Annotated in this window: 9 protein-coding genes; 6 read left to right on the forward strand and 3 right to left on the reverse strand. The window is 67.0% G+C overall.

The features are described 5' to 3' along the window. Positions 1-47 precede the first annotated feature (47 nt). The 6 genes from llg_RS13920 to llg_RS13945 all read left to right on the forward strand — a co-directional run bounded on the left by llg_RS13920 (position 48) and on the right by llg_RS13945 (position 13427). A complete protein-coding gene (locus llg_RS13920; protein WP_338285281.1) occupies positions 48-3017 on the forward strand; it encodes a two-component regulator propeller domain-containing protein in 2970 nt (989 codons plus the stop codon). A 12-nt stretch (positions 3018-3029) separates the two neighbouring features. Continuing rightward, positions 3030-3656 carry a response regulator transcription factor gene (locus llg_RS13925; RefSeq protein ID WP_338285282.1) on the forward strand — a complete coding sequence of 209 codons (627 nt, stop codon included), beginning with the start codon at positions 3030-3032 and terminating at the stop codon, positions 3654-3656. A 71-nt stretch (positions 3657-3727) separates the two neighbouring features. Continuing rightward, entirely contained in the window at positions 3728-5113 is a 1386-nt protein-coding gene (locus tag llg_RS13930) for a polysaccharide lyase 6 family protein (RefSeq protein ID WP_338285283.1), read from the forward strand. Positions 5114-5253: 140 nt separating this feature from the next. Beyond that, positions 5254-9738, forward strand: coding sequence for an autotransporter-associated beta strand repeat-containing protein (locus tag llg_RS13935; protein ID WP_338285284.1), 4485 nt, complete (start codon positions 5254-5256; stop codon positions 9736-9738). 189 nt (positions 9739-9927) lie between these two features. Next, positions 9928-11091 carry a glycoside hydrolase family 88 protein gene (locus llg_RS13940; RefSeq protein WP_338285285.1) on the forward strand — a complete coding sequence of 388 codons (1164 nt, stop codon included), beginning with the start codon at positions 9928-9930 and terminating at the stop codon, positions 11089-11091. A gap of 5 nt (positions 11092-11096) precedes the next feature. Beyond that, on the forward strand, positions 11097-13427 hold the full coding sequence (locus llg_RS13945; protein WP_338285286.1) for a beta-L-arabinofuranosidase domain-containing protein: 2331 nt from the start codon (positions 11097-11099) through the stop codon (positions 13425-13427). A gap of 102 nt (positions 13428-13529) precedes the next feature. Here llg_RS13945 and llg_RS13950 read toward each other — a convergent pair whose 3' ends face one another. From llg_RS13950 to llg_RS13960, 3 genes are all read right to left on the reverse strand, one after another. After that, the gene (locus llg_RS13950; protein ID WP_338285287.1) at positions 13530-14624 is read right to left on the reverse strand and encodes a sugar kinase; all 1095 of its coding nucleotides are present in this window, start codon (positions 14622-14624) and stop codon (positions 13530-13532) included. Between the two features lie 93 nt (positions 14625-14717). Further along, on the reverse strand, positions 14718-15767 hold the full coding sequence (locus llg_RS13955; RefSeq protein WP_338285288.1) for a LacI family DNA-binding transcriptional regulator: 1050 nt from the start codon (positions 15765-15767) through the stop codon (positions 14718-14720). A 536-nt stretch (positions 15768-16303) separates the two neighbouring features. Next, positions 16304-17404 (reverse strand): GntR family transcriptional regulator, encoded by a 1101-nt coding sequence (locus llg_RS13960; RefSeq protein WP_338285289.1) that lies wholly within the window; start codon positions 17402-17404, stop codon positions 16304-16306. Positions 17405-17570 lie beyond the last annotated feature (166 nt).

Consider the following 17570-nt stretch of genomic DNA (forward strand, 5'->3'; position numbering starts at 1 on the left):
CACGGGTTGTTGCTGACTCATGCCACCGGAGACCCTAGCGTGCCGTGATGGTGGGGATCCGGTGGTTGGCCGCGGTGGCGCTGGTGTCGGGCGGTGTGTCCGGCCCGGCGGCCCGCGCCGTGGAGCCGGAGGTGCCGTTTTCCTCGCGGGCGTGGGAGACCGATGACGGGTTGCCGCACAACAGCGTGAATGCCGTGGTGCGCCGGGACGACGGGTTCCTGTGGATCGCGACCCAGGGCGGGCTGGTGCGTTTCGATGGCCTGGAGTTCGTCCAGAGCCGGTCGCCGCTGCTTTCCGATCCACGGTCCTCGCGGGTGATCGATGTCATCGAGGAGAACCCGCGCGCGCTTCTGGCCGCCTGCGACACCTCCGGCCTGGTGCGCTTGGAGGAGGGAACGATATCGGTTCACCCGCTCAGCGGGATGCTGGGGGCCGGGCGCCGGATCCTTTCGCTGTTCCATGAAAGCGCGGATGTGTTCTGGGTCATGTGCGCGGACCGGGAGGTGTGGCGGTGGGATCACGGGAAGGTGGAGCGGTTTCCGGTTTCCTCCGGTGCGGCGCTCACGGCTCCCACTTCGTTCGCCCGGGCGATGGATGGGACGGTGCTGGTGACCCGTGGCGACGGGGTCGAGCGGTTCCGGGAGGGTGCCCTCACGCCGGTGGCCGCCGTGCCCGAGCGCGGAGTGGTGGTGGCGGCGGCGCGGGATGGCGGCGTGTGGGTGGCTTCGTCCGATCGCCTTTCAAAACTGGAGGGAGATGCCATCACCCTCTCCGAGCCGGTCATTCCCTGGGCCGCCACGCCTCCGGTGGTGATGCTGGAGGACCGTGAACGCGGGCTCTGGATCGGCACCCGCTTCCGCGGCCTTTTCCGCCGGGAGGGGGAGGTGATCCGGCCGATGTCCACCTCGCACGCGCGCATCACGTCGCTGGCGCAGGATGCGGATGACAACGTGTGGGTGGGCACCTCGGGCGGAGGGTTGAACCGTTTCCAGCATGCGAGGTTCCGGCTTCTCGGGGAGAAGGAGGGCTGGATGTCGGACATCGTCGGCAGCGTCAGCGAGGATGGAAAGGGCCGGCTCTGGTTTGGCAACACGAACCTCGGCCTGCGGCAGGTGGAGGCCGGACGTTTCCTGCCCGCGCCGCCATTCAATGCCTGGCCGCGCCGGGCGATGCCGGTGCATGGCGACCCCACGGGGGCGGTGTGGGTGGCGGTGAACAACCGGCTCGGCAGGCTCGATCCGGAGAGCGGGGAGATGGAATGGACCGGCATTCCGCCGCTGGGCTCGATTCACCTGCTCTTCCTCGATCGAGCGGGGCGGGTGTGGGCGGGCGGGGAGAGCGGAGGGCTGGTCTGCCGGGAGGCCGGAGGCGGCCAGCGTGTCTATGGGACGGCCGATGGGTTCACCGGCGCGCAGATCCGCTCGATGGCGGAGGATGCCGTGGGAACGTTGTGGATCGGCACGGAGCAGGGGGAGATCCATGAGTTCAAGGGGGGGCGTTTCACCCGCTATGCGGAGGAGCAGGGACTGCGCGGCAGTGCGGTCCGGTGTCTGGTGGCGGACGCGGATGGAACGCTGTGGGTCGGGACCGGTGGTGGCGGCCTGGCGGTGGGAAAAGGCGGACGGTTTGTCTGCCTCGGCGAGGAGCAAGGGCTGCCGGATGACGTGATCTCCCAGATGCTGGATGACGGCCAGGGCGCGCTTTGGTTTGGCGCGAGCCGGGCTCTTTACCGCGTGCGGAAGAGCGAGCTGCTGGATTGCGCGTCCGGCCGGGTGCCCCGTGTCTATCCGGTGCGGTTCGGGGAGGGAGATGATCTCGCGGGGTTCTCCGCGGCGGCGAATTACCAGCCCTGTGCCTGGCGCACCCGCGCGGGAACCTTGTGCTTCGTTTCCCGGAAGGGCCTCGTGCTGGCCGATCCCTCCGCGGGGGCGAAGGGCCCGCGCGCGCTCCAGGCACACCTCGACACGCTGGTGGTGGATGGCCGGGTGCTGCCACCCTCGTCCGCCAGCGTGCCGTCCTCGGTGAGGAAGCTCGAGTTCCGGTTCACCGCCCCCACGTTCACCTCTCCGGAGAAGGTCCGTTTCCGCTACCGGCTGGTGGGGCTCGATGCCGAATGGTCCGAGCCCACCGCCACGCGCTCGGCCTCCTACTCGCCGTTGAAGCCGGGCCGCTACCGTTTCGAGGTGGCCGCGTGCGACAGCAACCTGGTGTGGAGTCCCTTGGTCGCGGCGGTGCCCATCGAGATCGTTCCGGCGTGGTGGGAGACCTGGTGGGCGCGCGCGCTGGCGGTGATCGCGTGCGGGGCGATGCTCGTGCTCGTGGTCCGCCATTGGTCGCAGCGGCGGCTGCGAGCCAGGCTGCAACAGCTCGAGGCAGGGCGCCGCCTGCAGAACGAGCGGGCGCGCATCGCCCGCGATCTGCACGATGGTCTGGGCGCGGGCCTGACCCAGGTGGGGATGATGGCGGAGGAGCTCTCCGAGGAGGGCGGGGGGGTGGAGGAGATGAAATCCTACTCCGCCCGCATCGCCGGCCGCGTCCGCGATCTCGCCCGCGATCTCGACGCGGCGGTGTGGAGCGTGAGTCCGAAGAACGACACGCTGGCCGCGCTCTGCGCCTACATCTGCCAGTATGCGCTGGAATACTTCCGGGAAACCGGCGTGCGCTGCCATGTCCACGTTTCGCAGGAGATCCCGGAGGTGGCGCTTTCACCGGAGGACCGGCACCACCTTTTCCTGATCGCGAAGGAGATCCTGAACAATGTGCTGAAGCACGCCGGGGCCTCCCAGGTCACCCTCGCGATGGGGCCGGAGGACAGCCACTTCGTGCTGGCGTTCGAGGACGACGGGCGCGGGTTTCAGGCGAGCACCGCGCCCGAGCGCCACGGCATGGAGAACATCCGCGAGCGGGTGGCCGCCATGCGCGGCGAGCTGCAGGTCCAGAGTTCCGATCGTGGCACCACCTTCCGCATCCTGCTGCCGCCTTTCCCGGAGTCGGAAAACCCGCTATCTTCCCACTGAATCCGTCCAGCCATGCCCATCAGCGTCGCCATCATCGAGGATGATCCCGGTATCCGGGAAATGCTCACCCGCACCATCGAGCGTGCGGCCAGCCTTCGTTTCACGCGGGCCTTTCCCTCCGCGGAGGAAGCGTTGGCGGAGCTGCCGGAGCTCAAGCCGGACGTGGTCATCATGGACATCCAGCTGCCGGGCATCAATGGCGTCGATTGCACGCTGCGGCTCAAGGAACTCGTGCCGGGGACGCAGGTGCTGGTGTTCACCGTGTTCGGGGATGATGACCTGGTGTTCAAGGCGCTCGAGGCCGGGGCCAGCGGCTATCTGCTGAAACGCACGCCGCGCCAGGCGGTGATCGACGCGGTGCGGGATGTCTGGCACGGCGGCGCGCCGATGAGCGGTGAGGTCGCGCGCAAGGTGGTCGAGTCGTTCCGGAAGCCGCCGAAGGCGAAGCTGGAGGACGCGGAGCAGCTCACGCCGCGCGAGGAGGAGGTCTTGGCCCTGCTGGCGAAGGGCTACATCACCAAGGAGATCGCGGACCAGATCGGCATCAGTTTCGACACGGTGCGTTTCCACCTGAAACACATCTATCGGAAGCTCCACGTGCGCTCCCGCAGCGAGGCGCTCATCAAGTATCTGAGGTAGGCGCGGACGCCCGTTTCCTACTCATCCGTGTAGCTGTTCCTCCGGAGCCATCCGGCCGATGATCCGGCGTCATGCGTCCGTTTGTCCTGATCGTTTTGTTTGTTTCCACGTCCATCGCGCTCGCCCGCGATTTCACCGTTTCCTCCGCCGGGGACCTCGGCAAGGCCATGGCCGGTCTGAAACCCGGCGACACCGTCATTCTCGCGGACGGGGAATGGCGGGACCAGGATCTGGTCTTCCAAGCACAGGGGACCGAGGCGAAACCGGTCACCTTCCGCGCGGCCACCGCGGGGAAGGTGATCCTGGTGGGGAACTCGTCGCTGGTCATCGATGGCAGCCACGTGGTCGCAGGCGGGCTGTGGCTGAAGGAGTCCACCACCAGCGGCCGTGCCATCTTCCTGCGGGGCGACCACTGCCGGCTCTCGTCCTGCGCCGTCACCGGTGGCAATGCCCGCAATTTCCTCGATATTACCGGCACGGACCACCGCATCGACCACTGTTACTTCGCGGACAAGACCACCGATTCCCCGACCATCCAGGTGCAGGTGGAGGGCAGCCCGAACCGCCACCGGTTCGACCACAACCATTTCGGCCCGCGGCCGCCGCTCGGGCGGAACGGCGGAGAAACCATGCGCATCGGCTACAGCGGCCAGTCCATGCGATCGTCCGGGACGGTGGTGGAGGATAATCTCTTCGACCGCTGCGACGGCGAGATCGAGATCATCTCCAACAAGTCCTGCGACAACGTCTACCGCTCCAACACCTTCCGGGACTGCGCCGGCATGCTCACCCTGCGGCATGGCAACGGATGCCGGGTGGAAGGCAACTTTTTCTTCGGCGGCGGGAAGAAGGGCGCGGGGGGCATCCGCATCATCGGGGAGAACCATGTCGTGGTGAACAACTACCTCGACGACGTGGTGGAAGGGGCCTTCTGGATCACCGCGGGCATCCCGGAATCGCCGCTCAACGGCTACTTCCAGGCCCGCCATTGCACGATCGCCTTCAACACCGTGGTCGCCAGCCGGGGCGTGTGCATCCAGACCGATGCGGGCATGGGCACCTCGGGCCGCACCTTGCTGCCGGAGGACATTGCCATCGCCGGCAATCTGCTGAACCTGCCGCCCGGAAGCGTTCCGGCGCGGGGCAAGCAGGGACCCGGTTTCGTGTGGGCGGACAATCTGACCAACCTGGCCGCGCCGGGTTTCCGCACCGTGGAGCCGGGCTTGAGCCGCGGGCCGGACGGTGTCTGGCGGCCCTCCACGGGCAGTCCGTGCATCGGTGCCGCGAAGGGGTTGGCCGGGATCGCCGCCGACATCGATGGCCAGCCGCGCCCCGATCGTGCCGATGCCGGATGCGACCAGGTGTCCAGCGCGCCGGTGGTCCATCGAGCGCTTTCCGCGGCCGATGTCGGACCGGCCTGGATGAACCGTTCCGTGCCGGTAAAGGCCGCGCCATGATCGATCGCTCATCACGCGAGCGGTGGCTTATGAAGGCTACTCATTCGTGTAGCTAACACGCTCCCGACAGGCGGCGCACATTGGCAAGTATCCGGAGAGAACCCATCGCACTCCGGGCACTCCCAAACCGATAGCCCATCATGAGCCCACGTATTGCAGGCCGTCCGATCGTGACACGAGCCTCCCTCCTCGCCACCGCCGCCACCCTTTTCCTGGCCCCGCTTCCGGCCACCGCCGCCACCAAGACCTGGGACGGCGGCGGCACCAACGATACCTGGCTGAACGGTGTCAACTGGAACGCGAACACCGCTCCGGCCGCCAACGACACGCTGGTCTTCGGCGGCACGGTCCGCCTCACGCCGGTCAATGACTTCGCCGCCGGCACCGTCTTCACGGGGCTCTCCTTCGCCGCCGGCGCGGGGGCGTTCAATGTCACCGGCAATGGCATCGTGCTCAACCGCTCCACGATCGCGAACAACGCCACCAACGCCGTGACCGTGGGCCTGCCGATCACCATCGGCAGCGGCCTCACCACGCTCACCACCCCGGCCACCGGCGGCACGATGAACCTCTCCGGAGCGTTCGCCCGCTCGACCGGTTCCACCGTCGTCGTCAACCGCGTGGGAGGGAACATCAACCTCGCCGGTTCGGGACTCGCCAACGATGCCAGCGGCATCCTCGGCGGCTGGGCGGTGATCGGCAACGACTGGGCCAGCCTCGATGGCAGCGGCAACACGGTGCCGTACACCGCCTACACCAACATCCCGTCCGGTGCGATCACCACGGGAGCCAATCTGAACTACCGCTACACCGCGGATACGGCCAACATCACCGCCGCCGCGGGCACCGCCATCAACAGCCTGGTCACCACCATCGGCACCGGTCGCACGCTCACTCTCGCCGGGGCGCTCCGGCTGGGGGCCCGCGGTGGCATCTACCGGACCGGCGCCTCGTCCGCAAACAGCGTGATGCTCGTGACCGGCGGGAGTCTCACCGCCAGCGGCGGCGGTGAGATCACATTGCTGGACGCCACCACCACGGCGGCCAATTTCACCGCCACCAACAACAACCTGCGGATCGATTCCACCATGACCGATGACGGCGCGAATCCGGTGGCGGTCAACATCGTCGGCTACCTCGACATCCGCGGTACCAACACCTACTCCGGCGGCACGTTCATCAACCTCGGCCGCGTCCAGGGGAGCAACACCTCGGTGTTCGGCACCGGACCGGTCACGATTTACACAGGTGGGCAGGCGTTCCTGAACAACAACGGCACCTTCGCCAACAACTTCACCATCGCCGGCACGGGATCGACCGAGACCAGTGGCGGGCAGACGATGGGCGCGATCCGCATGAACACCGGGGCGACCACGCTTTCCGGGACCATCACACTCGCGGAGAATGCCCGAATCACCGGTGGCTCGGGTGGAACGAACGCCATCACCGGAAAGATCACCGGCTCCGGCCGCCTGGAGTTCACCGCCGCCACCGGCAACGTGGGGAGCATCACGTTGAACAACGCCGCGAACGATTGGAATGGCGGCCTGCTCCTCACCGTCGGCGGCGCGGGCCGCCAGGTGTATGTGAAGCTCGGCGCGGACGAGCAGATCCCGAATGGAGCGGGGAAGGGGAGCGTCACCATCGCCGGTGCCTCGGACATCGCGCGCCTCGACCTCTCCGGTCACAACGAGACGATCAATGGATTGAATGCGGCGGTGAACACCTTCAACCAGGTGAAGAACACCGCCGCCACGCCATGCACCCTCACGCTGGGCGCGAACAACGCCGCCGGCGACTTCGGCGGCACGCTCGATGACGCGGGTGCCGGGGCGGTCAGCCTGGTGAAGACCGGCACCGGCACCCAGATCTTCCGTGGCACCACCAACCACCTCGGCACCACCACGGTGGATGGCGGGCGGCTTGAGTTCGTGGGTGATCTCGCCGCCACCGGCCTGGTCACGGTGAACAGCGGGGCGACGCTGGCGGCGAATGCCCAGCTCTCGCCGGATGTCACCATCGCCACCGGCGGCCTGCTGGCCAGCAATCCCGCCGCGGGAGCCGGCATCACCTTGAAGAAGGATCTCAACCTCGCCGAGGGCTCCGCGATCCAGATCAACACCGCGTCCTTTCCCGCCGCTCCGGTGCAGGTGCTCGGCACGCTCAATCCCACCGGCGGCGAGGCCACCGTCTCGATCAACCTGACCGGCGTGGCACCCGCGGTCGGCCAGTATCCGGTCATCAGCTACGGCGCGCTGGGCGGCGTGGGCCTGACCGCGTTCAAGCTCGGCACGGTGCCGCTCCGTTTCCAGGCCCAGCTCTACAACGACACGGTGAACAAGGTGATCGTGATGGACGTGATCTCCAGCGGCGATTTTCCGGTGTGGTCCGGGGCGCTCGGCAACGAGTGGAGCACCGCCGTGCTGGCCGCTCCGAAGAACTGGGTCATGAACTCCAGCGCGGCGATCACCACCGATTACCTGGATGGCGAGATCGATCTTTTCGATGACACCGCCGTCCACGCCACGCCCGATATCAGCAACGGCCCGGTGAGTCCGCTGGAAGTCCGCTTCAACAACAACGTGCTCGATTACGTCGTCACCGGTTCCCAGGGCATCACCGGCACCGGCATTCTCGTCAAGAACGGCAGCGCCGTCTCCACGCTCGCGACCAACAACAGCTATTCCGGCCAGACCACGGTCAATGCCGGCACCCTCAGGATCGGTAACGGTGGAACTTCCGGCACGGCGGGCAGCGGACCGATTGCGAACGGTGCGACGCTTGAGTTTTTCCGGACGGACAATCCCACGGTGGCCAATGTGATTTCCGGAAGCGGGGTGCTCCGGCAGTCCGGCACCGGCACCCTCACCCTCTCCGGAGCGAATACCTACACCGGCGGTACGACGGTTTCCGCCGGAACCCTCCGCGCCAGCTCGAACGCCTCGGTGGGCGTGCTGCCCGGCGGCGTCGTCACCGTGGCGGATGGAGGTGCCTTCGACCTGGGCGGGAATGCCACCGCCAACAACGCCAACTTCGGGCAGAAGTCGTTCGTCATTTCCGGTGCTGGCCCGGCCGGTCATGGAGCGATTCTCAATGGCAGCGCCTTGAACCAACAGAACGCGTTCCAAAGGGTGACGCTCGCCGCGGATGCCAGCATCGGTGGAACGGGGCGCTTCGATATCCGTGCCACCCAGGTCGGCGGGGTCAACCAGGCCGTGCTGGATCCCGCCGGTCACACGCTCACCAAGGTGGACGACAATTACGTCTGCCTGGTGTCCGCGGATGTCGGCGATGGCAACATCGTGGTCAATGGCGGCACCTTGAGCCTGGAGACCACCACCAGCGTTCCGGACTACGGCACGGGCAAGACGGTGACCTTCAACGCGGGGACCAACGCCCAGTTCTATTCGAACACCGCGGCCGTTTCCACCATCACCCGTCCGTTCGTCTTCAATGGCGAGGGGTGCAAGATCGCGAACGCGAGCGCCGTGGCATCACTCGTCGGCAGCCCGATTGAACTGCGCGGCGATGTCGCCCTCACCACCTTGCTCACTGTGTCCCCGGGGGCGCTGACGCTGGGCGGCAACATCACCGAGGCCGGCGGGGCACACGGGTTGACGAAACTCGGCACCTGCACCTTCGTCCTGGCGGGCACATCTTCCTACACCGGACCGACCACCGTCTCGACGGGCACGCTGCTGGTGAACGGGGCTCTGGGTACGACGGCGGTGACCACCGCCACCGGCACCACCTTCGGAGGCGCGGGATCGCTATTGGGTCCGCTGGTCGTGGGCGGCACGCTCGCCCCGGGCAATGCCGGCATCGGCACCTTCACCGCGGCGGGCGTGACCCTTTCGTCCACCGCCACACTCGCCATCCAGCTCAATTCCGGCTCCTCCGCCATCGACACGCTGGTGGCCGGAAATCTCAATCTCGGCGGGGCCGCGCTCGCGGTGACCGATGCGGGAACGACCGTGCTGGCCACCGGCACCAAGCTGCTGTTCGCCCAATACTCGGGTGCCCTCACCGGCACGTTCTCCAACGTCGCCGACGGAGGCACGCTGGTGGTCGGGCCGAACACGTTTCGGGTGAACCTCCACGACACGGTCGCGGGCCAGGCCGCGATCACCCTCACGGTGCCCGCCACCGGATTCAGCCCGGGTTATGACAGCTGGGCCACCGCGATGGGGCTGGATGGCACCAACAACGGCCCTGACCAGGACCCGGATGGCGATGGCCGTTCGAACCTGCTGGAGTTCGCGCTGGCCGCCAACCCGCTCTCGCCCGCTCCCGATGGCAGCCTGGCCAACCGCGTGCTGGAGATCGACCCGGGCACGGGTGTCGAACGCGTGCTCACGCTCACCCTTCCGGTTCGCTCTGGCGCGGGTTTCTCAGGTCCGGGTGACCTGGTGTCCGGAGCGGTGGATCGCATCATCTACACCGTCCAGGGATCGGTGGACTTCACGGATTTCACGTCGATGAATGTCACCGAGGTGGTGCCCGCCGTGACCTCCGGTCTGCCGGGGCTGCCCGGTGGCTGGAGCTACCGCACCTTCCGCGCGCCGGGGAACGTGGCCACCTCGTCCCGGGCCTTCCTGCGGGTGAAGGTGGCTGCTGAACCATGATCGCTTTCGGGTTTTCCAGGGTAATGCAATAGAGAAGTGCCCGCCAGCCCCTCAGTCCATGGGGCTGGCGGGCATGGCTGGCTGGGTCGGAGATAAACAGTGAAACCACGGCGGCGTTTGTGGTGGCCGTGGTGGCGGGACTTAGATCGCGGCGTCTTCTTTCCGCCCCTTTCTCCAAGGCCCTCCGTCATGAGCACCGCCCATCTCACCCCCGCCAGCCAACTGTCCCCCGCGTGGAAACTGGCCTACGACACCCTGGTCGCGAAGACCCGCCGCAACATCGCGGGCATGGCCGCTCAGCCCACCACCTGGTCGTGGGACGCGGACGGCGATTATTCGAAGTGGAACGAGGGTTTCCACGAGATCGGGAACTGGACCAGCTCCTTCATCACCGGCATGGCGCTCATCGCGTGGGGTGAGACGGAGGACGACCACTTCATCCGTCATGTATTGGAGCTCGATCCCCACTACCGGGAAAAGCTCGGCCGCCATGCGGTGGACACGATGCACGATCTCGGCTTCCTCTACTCGCTGCACTCGGTGGCGCTCCACAAGCTCACCGGCGGAGAATCGCACCGCGTGCTCGCGCTGCGGGCCGCGGAGGTGCTCGCAGCGCGCTTCATCCCGGAGGGCCGCTACATTCGCGCGTGGGGGCGCATGGACGACACGGGCGGTGAGTGGGATGCCATGGCGATCATCGACTGCATGATGAACCTGCCGCTGCTGTATTGGGCCTCGGTGGAAACCGGTGACCCGCGTTTCAAGGAGATCGCCACCCGCCATGCGGACACCACGCTGGCCTGCTTCATCCGCGGCGATGATTCCGTGTTCCACGCCTACCGTTTCGATCCCGTGACCGGCGCGCCCACCACTGGGGAAAACTACTGCGGGCACGGCAAGGACAGCCATTGGGCGCGCGGCACGGCGTGGGCGATCTACGGCTTCGCGATGAGCCACCGCCACACCGGGGATGAACGTTACCTCGATGCCTCGCTGCGGGTCGCGCGCCGGTTCGTTTCGCTGCTCGATGCCGAGGTGGTGCCGGTGTGGGACTTCCGTCTGCCGGACGATCCCGCGCTGCACATCCGGGATTCGTCCGCGGCGTCGATCGCGGTGTGCGGCATCCAGGAACTGGAAGCGCTCGGCCACGCGGATGAAACGCTTTTGGCGGCGAAGCACGCGTTGCTCGACCGGCTGTGCACAGCGGACTACCTGGACACGGACCTGGCGGTGCGCGGCACGCTGAAGCACGGCCAGGTGGGCAATCCGGTGAAGGCTTACACGAGCTGGGGCGACTATTACCTGATGGAAGCGCTGGCCCGTGAGAGCGGCATGATGATCCCGTGGTGGTGACCTTTATGAGCCTTTCTTCCTTCTCCCTCGACCGGGTCCGCCTGACGGGCGGGCCGTTCCATGAACGCCAGGAACTCCACCGCGGCTACCTGCTGGGTGTGGAAGTGGACCGGTTGCTCGCACCGTTCCGCCTGCAAGCCGGGCTCGATCCCCGCGCGTCGCGCTATGGCGGCTGGGAGTCCCGGGACATCAGCGGGCACAGCCTGGGGCACTACCTCTCCGCGATCAGCCTGATGCAGGCGGCCACCGGGGATGCGGAGCTGCTGCGCCGTGTCCACCACACCGTGGCGGAGCTGGCGCTGTGCCAGGCGGCGAATGGCGATGGCTACGTGCTGCCGGTGGACAAGACCGCCTTCGAGGGCGTGCGCACGGGGAGGATCGAGGCCACGCCGTTTTCGCTCAATGGCGTGTGGGTGCCGTTCTACACGCTGCACAAGCTGCTCGCGGGATTGCGCGATGCCCATCGCCTGGCGTCGAGCCACGATGCGCTGGTGGTGGCGGCAAAGGTGGCGGACTGGTTGGACGGCGTGCTGTCCCCGCTCACCGCGGAGCAGATCCAGGAGATGCTGCGCACCGAGCACGGCGGCATGAACGAGGTGCTGGCCGATCTTTCCGCCGACACGGGAAACCCGCGCTACCTGCGGATGGCGGAGGGGTTTTTCCATCACCAGGCGGTCCTCGCGCCGCTGCTGCGCGGCGAGGACCGGCTCGATGGCCTGCACGGGAACACGCAGATCCCGAAGATCGTGGGGCTGGCCCGCGAGGCCGAACTCGGTGGCGATCCCGCCTACCGGGAGGCCGCGGAGTTTTTCTGGGACCGGGTGGTGAACCATCGCTCCTACGCCACCGGTGGCCACGGCGAGAGCGAGCACTTCTTCCCATTGGAACAATTCCCACGCCGTCTCACGCCGAACACCTGCGAGACCTGCAACACCTACAACCTGCTCAAGCTCACCGGCCACCTCTTCCGGCACCGGCCGGACGCCGCGCGGATGGATTTCGTGGAGCGGGCGATGATCAACCACCTGCTGGTGAACCTCGGCCGACAGCCCGGCGAGTTCGGCTATTTCCTCGGGCTCGGCTCGGTGGGCGTGAAGGTGTTCTCCACGCCCTACGATTCATGGTGGTGCTGTGTCGGCACCGGCCTGGAAAACCCCGCGCGCTACGGCGAGCAGATATACGCCCGCCACGCGGACATGCTGTGGGTGAATCTCTACCTGGGCAGCACGCTCGATTGGCGTGAGCGGGGCGTGATCGTCCGGCAGGACACGGTTTTTCCGGAAGAGGACACGGTGCGGTTTTCCTTCACCTGTGAGGAGCCGGTGCGCTTCGCCTTGAAGCTCCGCCACCCCGCGTGGTGCGCCGGACCGGAAATCGTGCTGAATGGGGAAAAGCTGGAAGTGGAATCACGGCGTTCATCGTACTTCACCCTCGACCGCGAGTGGCGCTCCGGCGACACGCTGGTGGTGCGGCTACCGATGGCGCTGCGGGTGGAGTTCCTCCCGCAGGTGGAGGAGGGGAGCGGGGCCTTCCTGTTCGGCCCCACCTTGCTCGCGGCGATCGTGCCGGACGAGGAGGGCGTGCCGAATCCCTCGAAACGCCGCTTCAGCGAGCACCTCGATGCCCGTGGCAAGACCGATGCGTTTCCCCCGCATATCGTGGCGGAGTCTTGGGATGCGGCCTTGCAGGGCATGAGGCCTACCGGCTTCGCGTCCTTCCGGAGCGAGGGCGTGGTGAAGCCCGCGGACCTGGTCCTCGTGCCCTTCCACCGCATCTACGAGGAGCAGTATGCGGTCTATTTTCCGCGTCTCACCGCCGCGGAGTGGGCGGAGCGGGAGAGCGGCATCCGTGCCGAACGCGAGCGCCAGCGGGCGATCGAGGCGGGCACGCTTGATTCGGTCACGCCCGGCTTCCAGCAGCCGGAAGTCGAGCACGGCCTGTGCGGTGAGAACAGCGCGATCGAGGATTTTTCCGACCGGAAATGTCGTCTTGCCCGCGATGGCGGATGGTTCTCCTACAGCTTGAAATGCGATCCCGTTGAACCGTTGTCGCTGGTGATCACCTACTGGGGCGGCGTTTGGCACAAGCGGATCTTCGAGGTCCGCGTGGACGATGAACTCATTGCCACCGAGGAACTGCTGGCGAACCGGCCGGGCGAGTTCTTCGACCATGTGCACGAGCTGCCCGCGCACCTGACCGCGGGCAAGAGCCGCGTGACCGTCCGTTTCCAATCGCGCCCCGGCGACATCGCGGGGGGCGTGTTCGACCTGCGCCTGATGCGCCGCGAGGTGGCCCCCGCGGCCTACCGCCAGGAGTTCGTGTTCAAGGACCACTGAGGTCCCGGTGGACATCACCGGCTCCCGATTGCGGAGATCGAAAAGAAGGGCCGCCATCGCGATGCAATGGCGGCCTTTGGAAATACCGGATGTCGGGGAGGATCAGCGCACCACGCGGGCGCCGCCGCCGGTGATCTGCTTCTCCACTTCCTTGCGGGTCGCCATCGAGGTGTCGCCCGGGGTGGTGGAGGCCAGCGCGCCGTGGGCCGCGCCGTAGTCGACCGCTTTCTGCGCGTCATTGAACTCGAGGAAACCGAACTGCACGCCGGAGGCGAAGCTGTCGCCGCCGCCGACGCGGTCGAGGATCTCGAGCTTGTCGTACTTGCGGCTCTCGTGGAACTTGCCGTCGTGCCAGAGGATGGCGCTCCAGTCGTTGATGGTGGCGGTGATCACGCCGCGCAGGGTGGTGGCGGCGACCTTGAAGTTCGGGAACTCCTTCACGGCGGTCTCGATCATCTTCTTGAAGGCGTCGGTCTCGATGTTGGAGATGTTGTGGTCCACGCCCTCCACCTCGAAGCCGAGGGAGGCGGTGAAGTCCTCCTCGTTGCCGATCATCACGTCGACGTACTTCGCGATCTCGCGGTTGACTTCCTGGGCCTTGGCGAGGCCGCCGATGGTCTTCCAGAGGGACGGGCGGTAGTTGAGGTCGTAGGAAACGACGGTGCCGTACTTGTTGGCGGCCTTCACGGCCTCCACGGTGAGGGCGGCGGTGGTTTCGGAAAGCGCGGCGAAGATGCCGCCGGTGTGGAACCAGCGCACGCCGAGTTCACCGAAGATGTGGTCCCAGTCGATGTCGCCCGGCTTCAGGTGGGAGGCGGCGGTGTTGCCGCGGTCCGGATTGCCGACCGCGCCGCGGATGCCGAAGCCGCGCTCGGTGAAGTTCAGGCCGTTGCGGACCTTGCGGCCGATGCCGTCGTCCTCGCGCCATTGGATGAAGTCGGTGGCCACGCCGCCCTGCATGATGAAGTCCTCCACCAGGTGGCCGACCTCGTTGTCGACGAAGGCGGTGACGACGCCGGTCTTGTAGCCGAAGACCTTGCGCAGGCCGCGGGAGGTGTTGTACTCGCCGCCGCCTTCCCAGGCGGTGAACTGGCGGGCGGTGCGGATGCGGCCCTCGCCCGGATCGAGGCGGAGCATCACTTCACCGAGGGAAATCTGGTCGAACGCGCATTCGGACTTGGGCTTGATCTGGAGCATGGTGGTGGGAGGTGAATCCTACACGTGTAGGGTTTTGTCAATCAAAAGGCCCCGGAGACGGGCATCCGGTCGCAAAACGGGGGCTGGCTGCCGCTATCCGCGGGCCGGGGCGGTGGAGTTCCGGACCACCAGCCGGGGCTGGACGGTGAGGCTGCGGCCGGGCGAAGGGGCGGCGCCGGGTTCCAGCCGGTCGAGCAGGCCGCGCACCGCGAGGTGCATGAGGCGGTCGGTCTGCTGGTCCACGGTGGTGAGCGGGGGATGGAAATGCTCCGCCACGGCGATGTTGTCGTGGCCGACCACCGAGACGTCCTCCGGCACGCGGATGCCTTCCTCGCGCAGGCGGTTGATGATGCCGATGGCGATGCGGTCGTTCAGGGCGATGATCGCGGTGGGCAGCTTGCCTTTCGCGGTGGCGATCAGCTTGGCGGCGAGCTCGCGGCCGTAGTCGAAGGATTGGCGGGTCTCGCCGGGGTGGAACACGGAGAGGAAGTCGCGCTCGAAATCGAGGCCCACCTTCGGCGCGTGGCGTTTCAGGCCGGGCATGCGCAGCGAACCGAAGCGGTCGAGCGGGTCGATGCCCAGCAGGGCGATCCGGCGGTGGCCGAGTTCCGCGAGGTGCTCGAGGACGAGCTTCATGGAGTGGGAGCGGTTGAGCGTCACCTTGTCGCCGGGCACGGCGTTCTCGGGGTCGACCCAGAAGGAGGGGATCTTCTCGCGCTCCAGCAGCTCCAGGACGGGATCGTCGGACGGCAGGCGGGAGAAGATCAGGACGATGCCATCGACATGCTGGGCCACGAAGCGGCGGAGCGCGTGGCGTTCCAGGTCCGCGCCGGCACCGGAAAGCTCGATGACGGTGTGGTAGCCCTGCTCGCGCAACTGCTGTTGTAGGGCGGCGGCGCGCATCGCGAGGATCGGGGAATCGAGGTCCTGGAAGCACACGCCGATGGTGGCGGTCTGGCCGCCGCGGAGGCCGCGGGCGAGGGCGCTGGGTTGGAAATCGAGTTCCTCGATGGCCTGGCGCACCCGGCGGACGGTTTCGGGCTTTACTCCCTCATGGCCGTTGAGCACACGGGACACGGTCCAGCGGGAGATCCCCAGATGTTTGGCGAGGGCTTCGGTGGTGTTGAGCCGGGAGTCGGGCATCCGGGGCGCAGGATGGGGAGGATAGGCACGGTTGGCAACGCGCGTGTGGGGGGAGTGTGGATTGGGGTAGCCGCGCTCGTGAGAGCGTGGGCGGGGTGGATTCACCCGTATCCTTGCGCGCCCAGTCCTCCCTCAATTTGCCCCTTTTCAAGCCCGGAGGGCGACGCTCCACCAGGCGGTGGCGCAAGCCACCGGTACGGGACGACATGAGTTCCAAGCCCTGTAGGGGCGACGCAAGCGGAGGCCAGATGGCATTCCCAATGGGAGTTCGCGTCCGACGTTTGAAGAGTTCCGGATTCTTCCGAACCGCTGGAATGGTAAGTTTGCAGAAATAGCGCAGGCAGCGTCGTCCCTGCCGGGACTTGAATCACTCCTGGATCTGGTCCGGTGGCTTGCGCCACCGGCTAGTGGAGCGTCGCCCTCCGGGCTCAGACACGACGGTTGCGAATCCAGGGCTCGGGTTGCATGGGCAATGGCGAATCCATTCAACCCACGCTCTCCCGAGCGCGGCTACGACGCCGAATGGCTGGAGCGAATCACGGGGAAGGGGCGCGTCCCTTTGGGGCGACCGCGCCGAGGGTGCCGCCGGGGATGAACTCGGGGGTCACGGGGATGTTCCGGGCCTTGCCGGGGCCATGGCGCATGAGGTCCAGCAGCATGCGGCCGATGTGGCGGCCCAGGGACTTTCCGCTGGTGTGATAACGCGCGATCGCCGGGTGGGTGTGGGCCAGGAAGTTGTCGTCCCAGAGTGAGATGACGCTCGCCTGCGCGGGAACCTTGATGCCACTGGCGAGGAGGTGGCAAAGCAGGGTCAACGCCATCTCGGGGGCCGCGCACAGGTAGGCGGTCGGATTCGGGCGGGTGGCCAGAAGGTTCCTCACCGCGCGGCTCATGGTTTCCGGACCGGTTTCATAGGTCGCCACGCGCGCGCGGATGCCGAGGCGACCGGCTTCGGCGAGAACGGTTTCGGCGGCGATGTGGTCGTTGAGGCTGGTGTGGTTTGCCTGGATGTAAACGAGGTCGCGGTGGCCGCGGGTGTGGAGCAGTCCAGCCGCGTGGCGGGCCGCGGCGACGATGTCGGAATAGATGCCGGGGAGGGGGAGTCCGTCATACACGCGTCCGGCGACCACCACCGGTGTGCCGCAGTTGGCGAACCACTTCTGGATCGGCTCGGTGGCGTAGAACAAGACCCACGCCGCGGTATCCGGGAGGGAGGTGAGCTGGGAGAGTTTCTTCGGCAGGCGGTCCTCGAAGAGCCGCGGGTGGACCTCGATCTCCACGCGGTAGCCGGAGGCGGAGATGATTTCGGAAATGGTCTCGTGGAGCGTGTAGTCGATGGACCCCATGCTGGCGGGAGCATAGGGGGTGAGCATGCGGATGGTGCGGGCCTCGCTGCGGGCCGGTTTCCGCGGGCGCTTGTGGATGACGTGCGGCCTGCCGCGTCCCCCGAGGGTGATCCAGCGTTCGGCGGCGAGCTGGGCGAGCGCCTTGCGGACGGTCACGCGGCTGACCTGGAACTCGCGGCAAAGTTCGGCCTCGCTGGAGAGGTGGTTTTTCCACCGGGAGCCGAGGATGCCTTCCCGGAGCAGGGCGACGAGTTGGTCGTGGATCGAGATCTTGCGGGGAATTTCAGCCATGGGCGGAGGCGGGTTGTATGCTCAGGATACACGTTGGTGGGGGGCTAACACCATTGCGAACCGGACCGGTGATCGCGAGTGTATGGCACTGTCCGGGCTACCGATGGCAAGACGATTTCGTCCTCTGGCCGGTGCATCCGGGCGGGATTCCGCCGTTGAACCCCAT

Origin of the sequence: Luteolibacter sp. LG18, assembly GCF_036322585.1 — a bacterium.
Classification (GTDB): Bacteria; Verrucomicrobiota; Verrucomicrobiia; order Verrucomicrobiales; family Akkermansiaceae; genus Luteolibacter.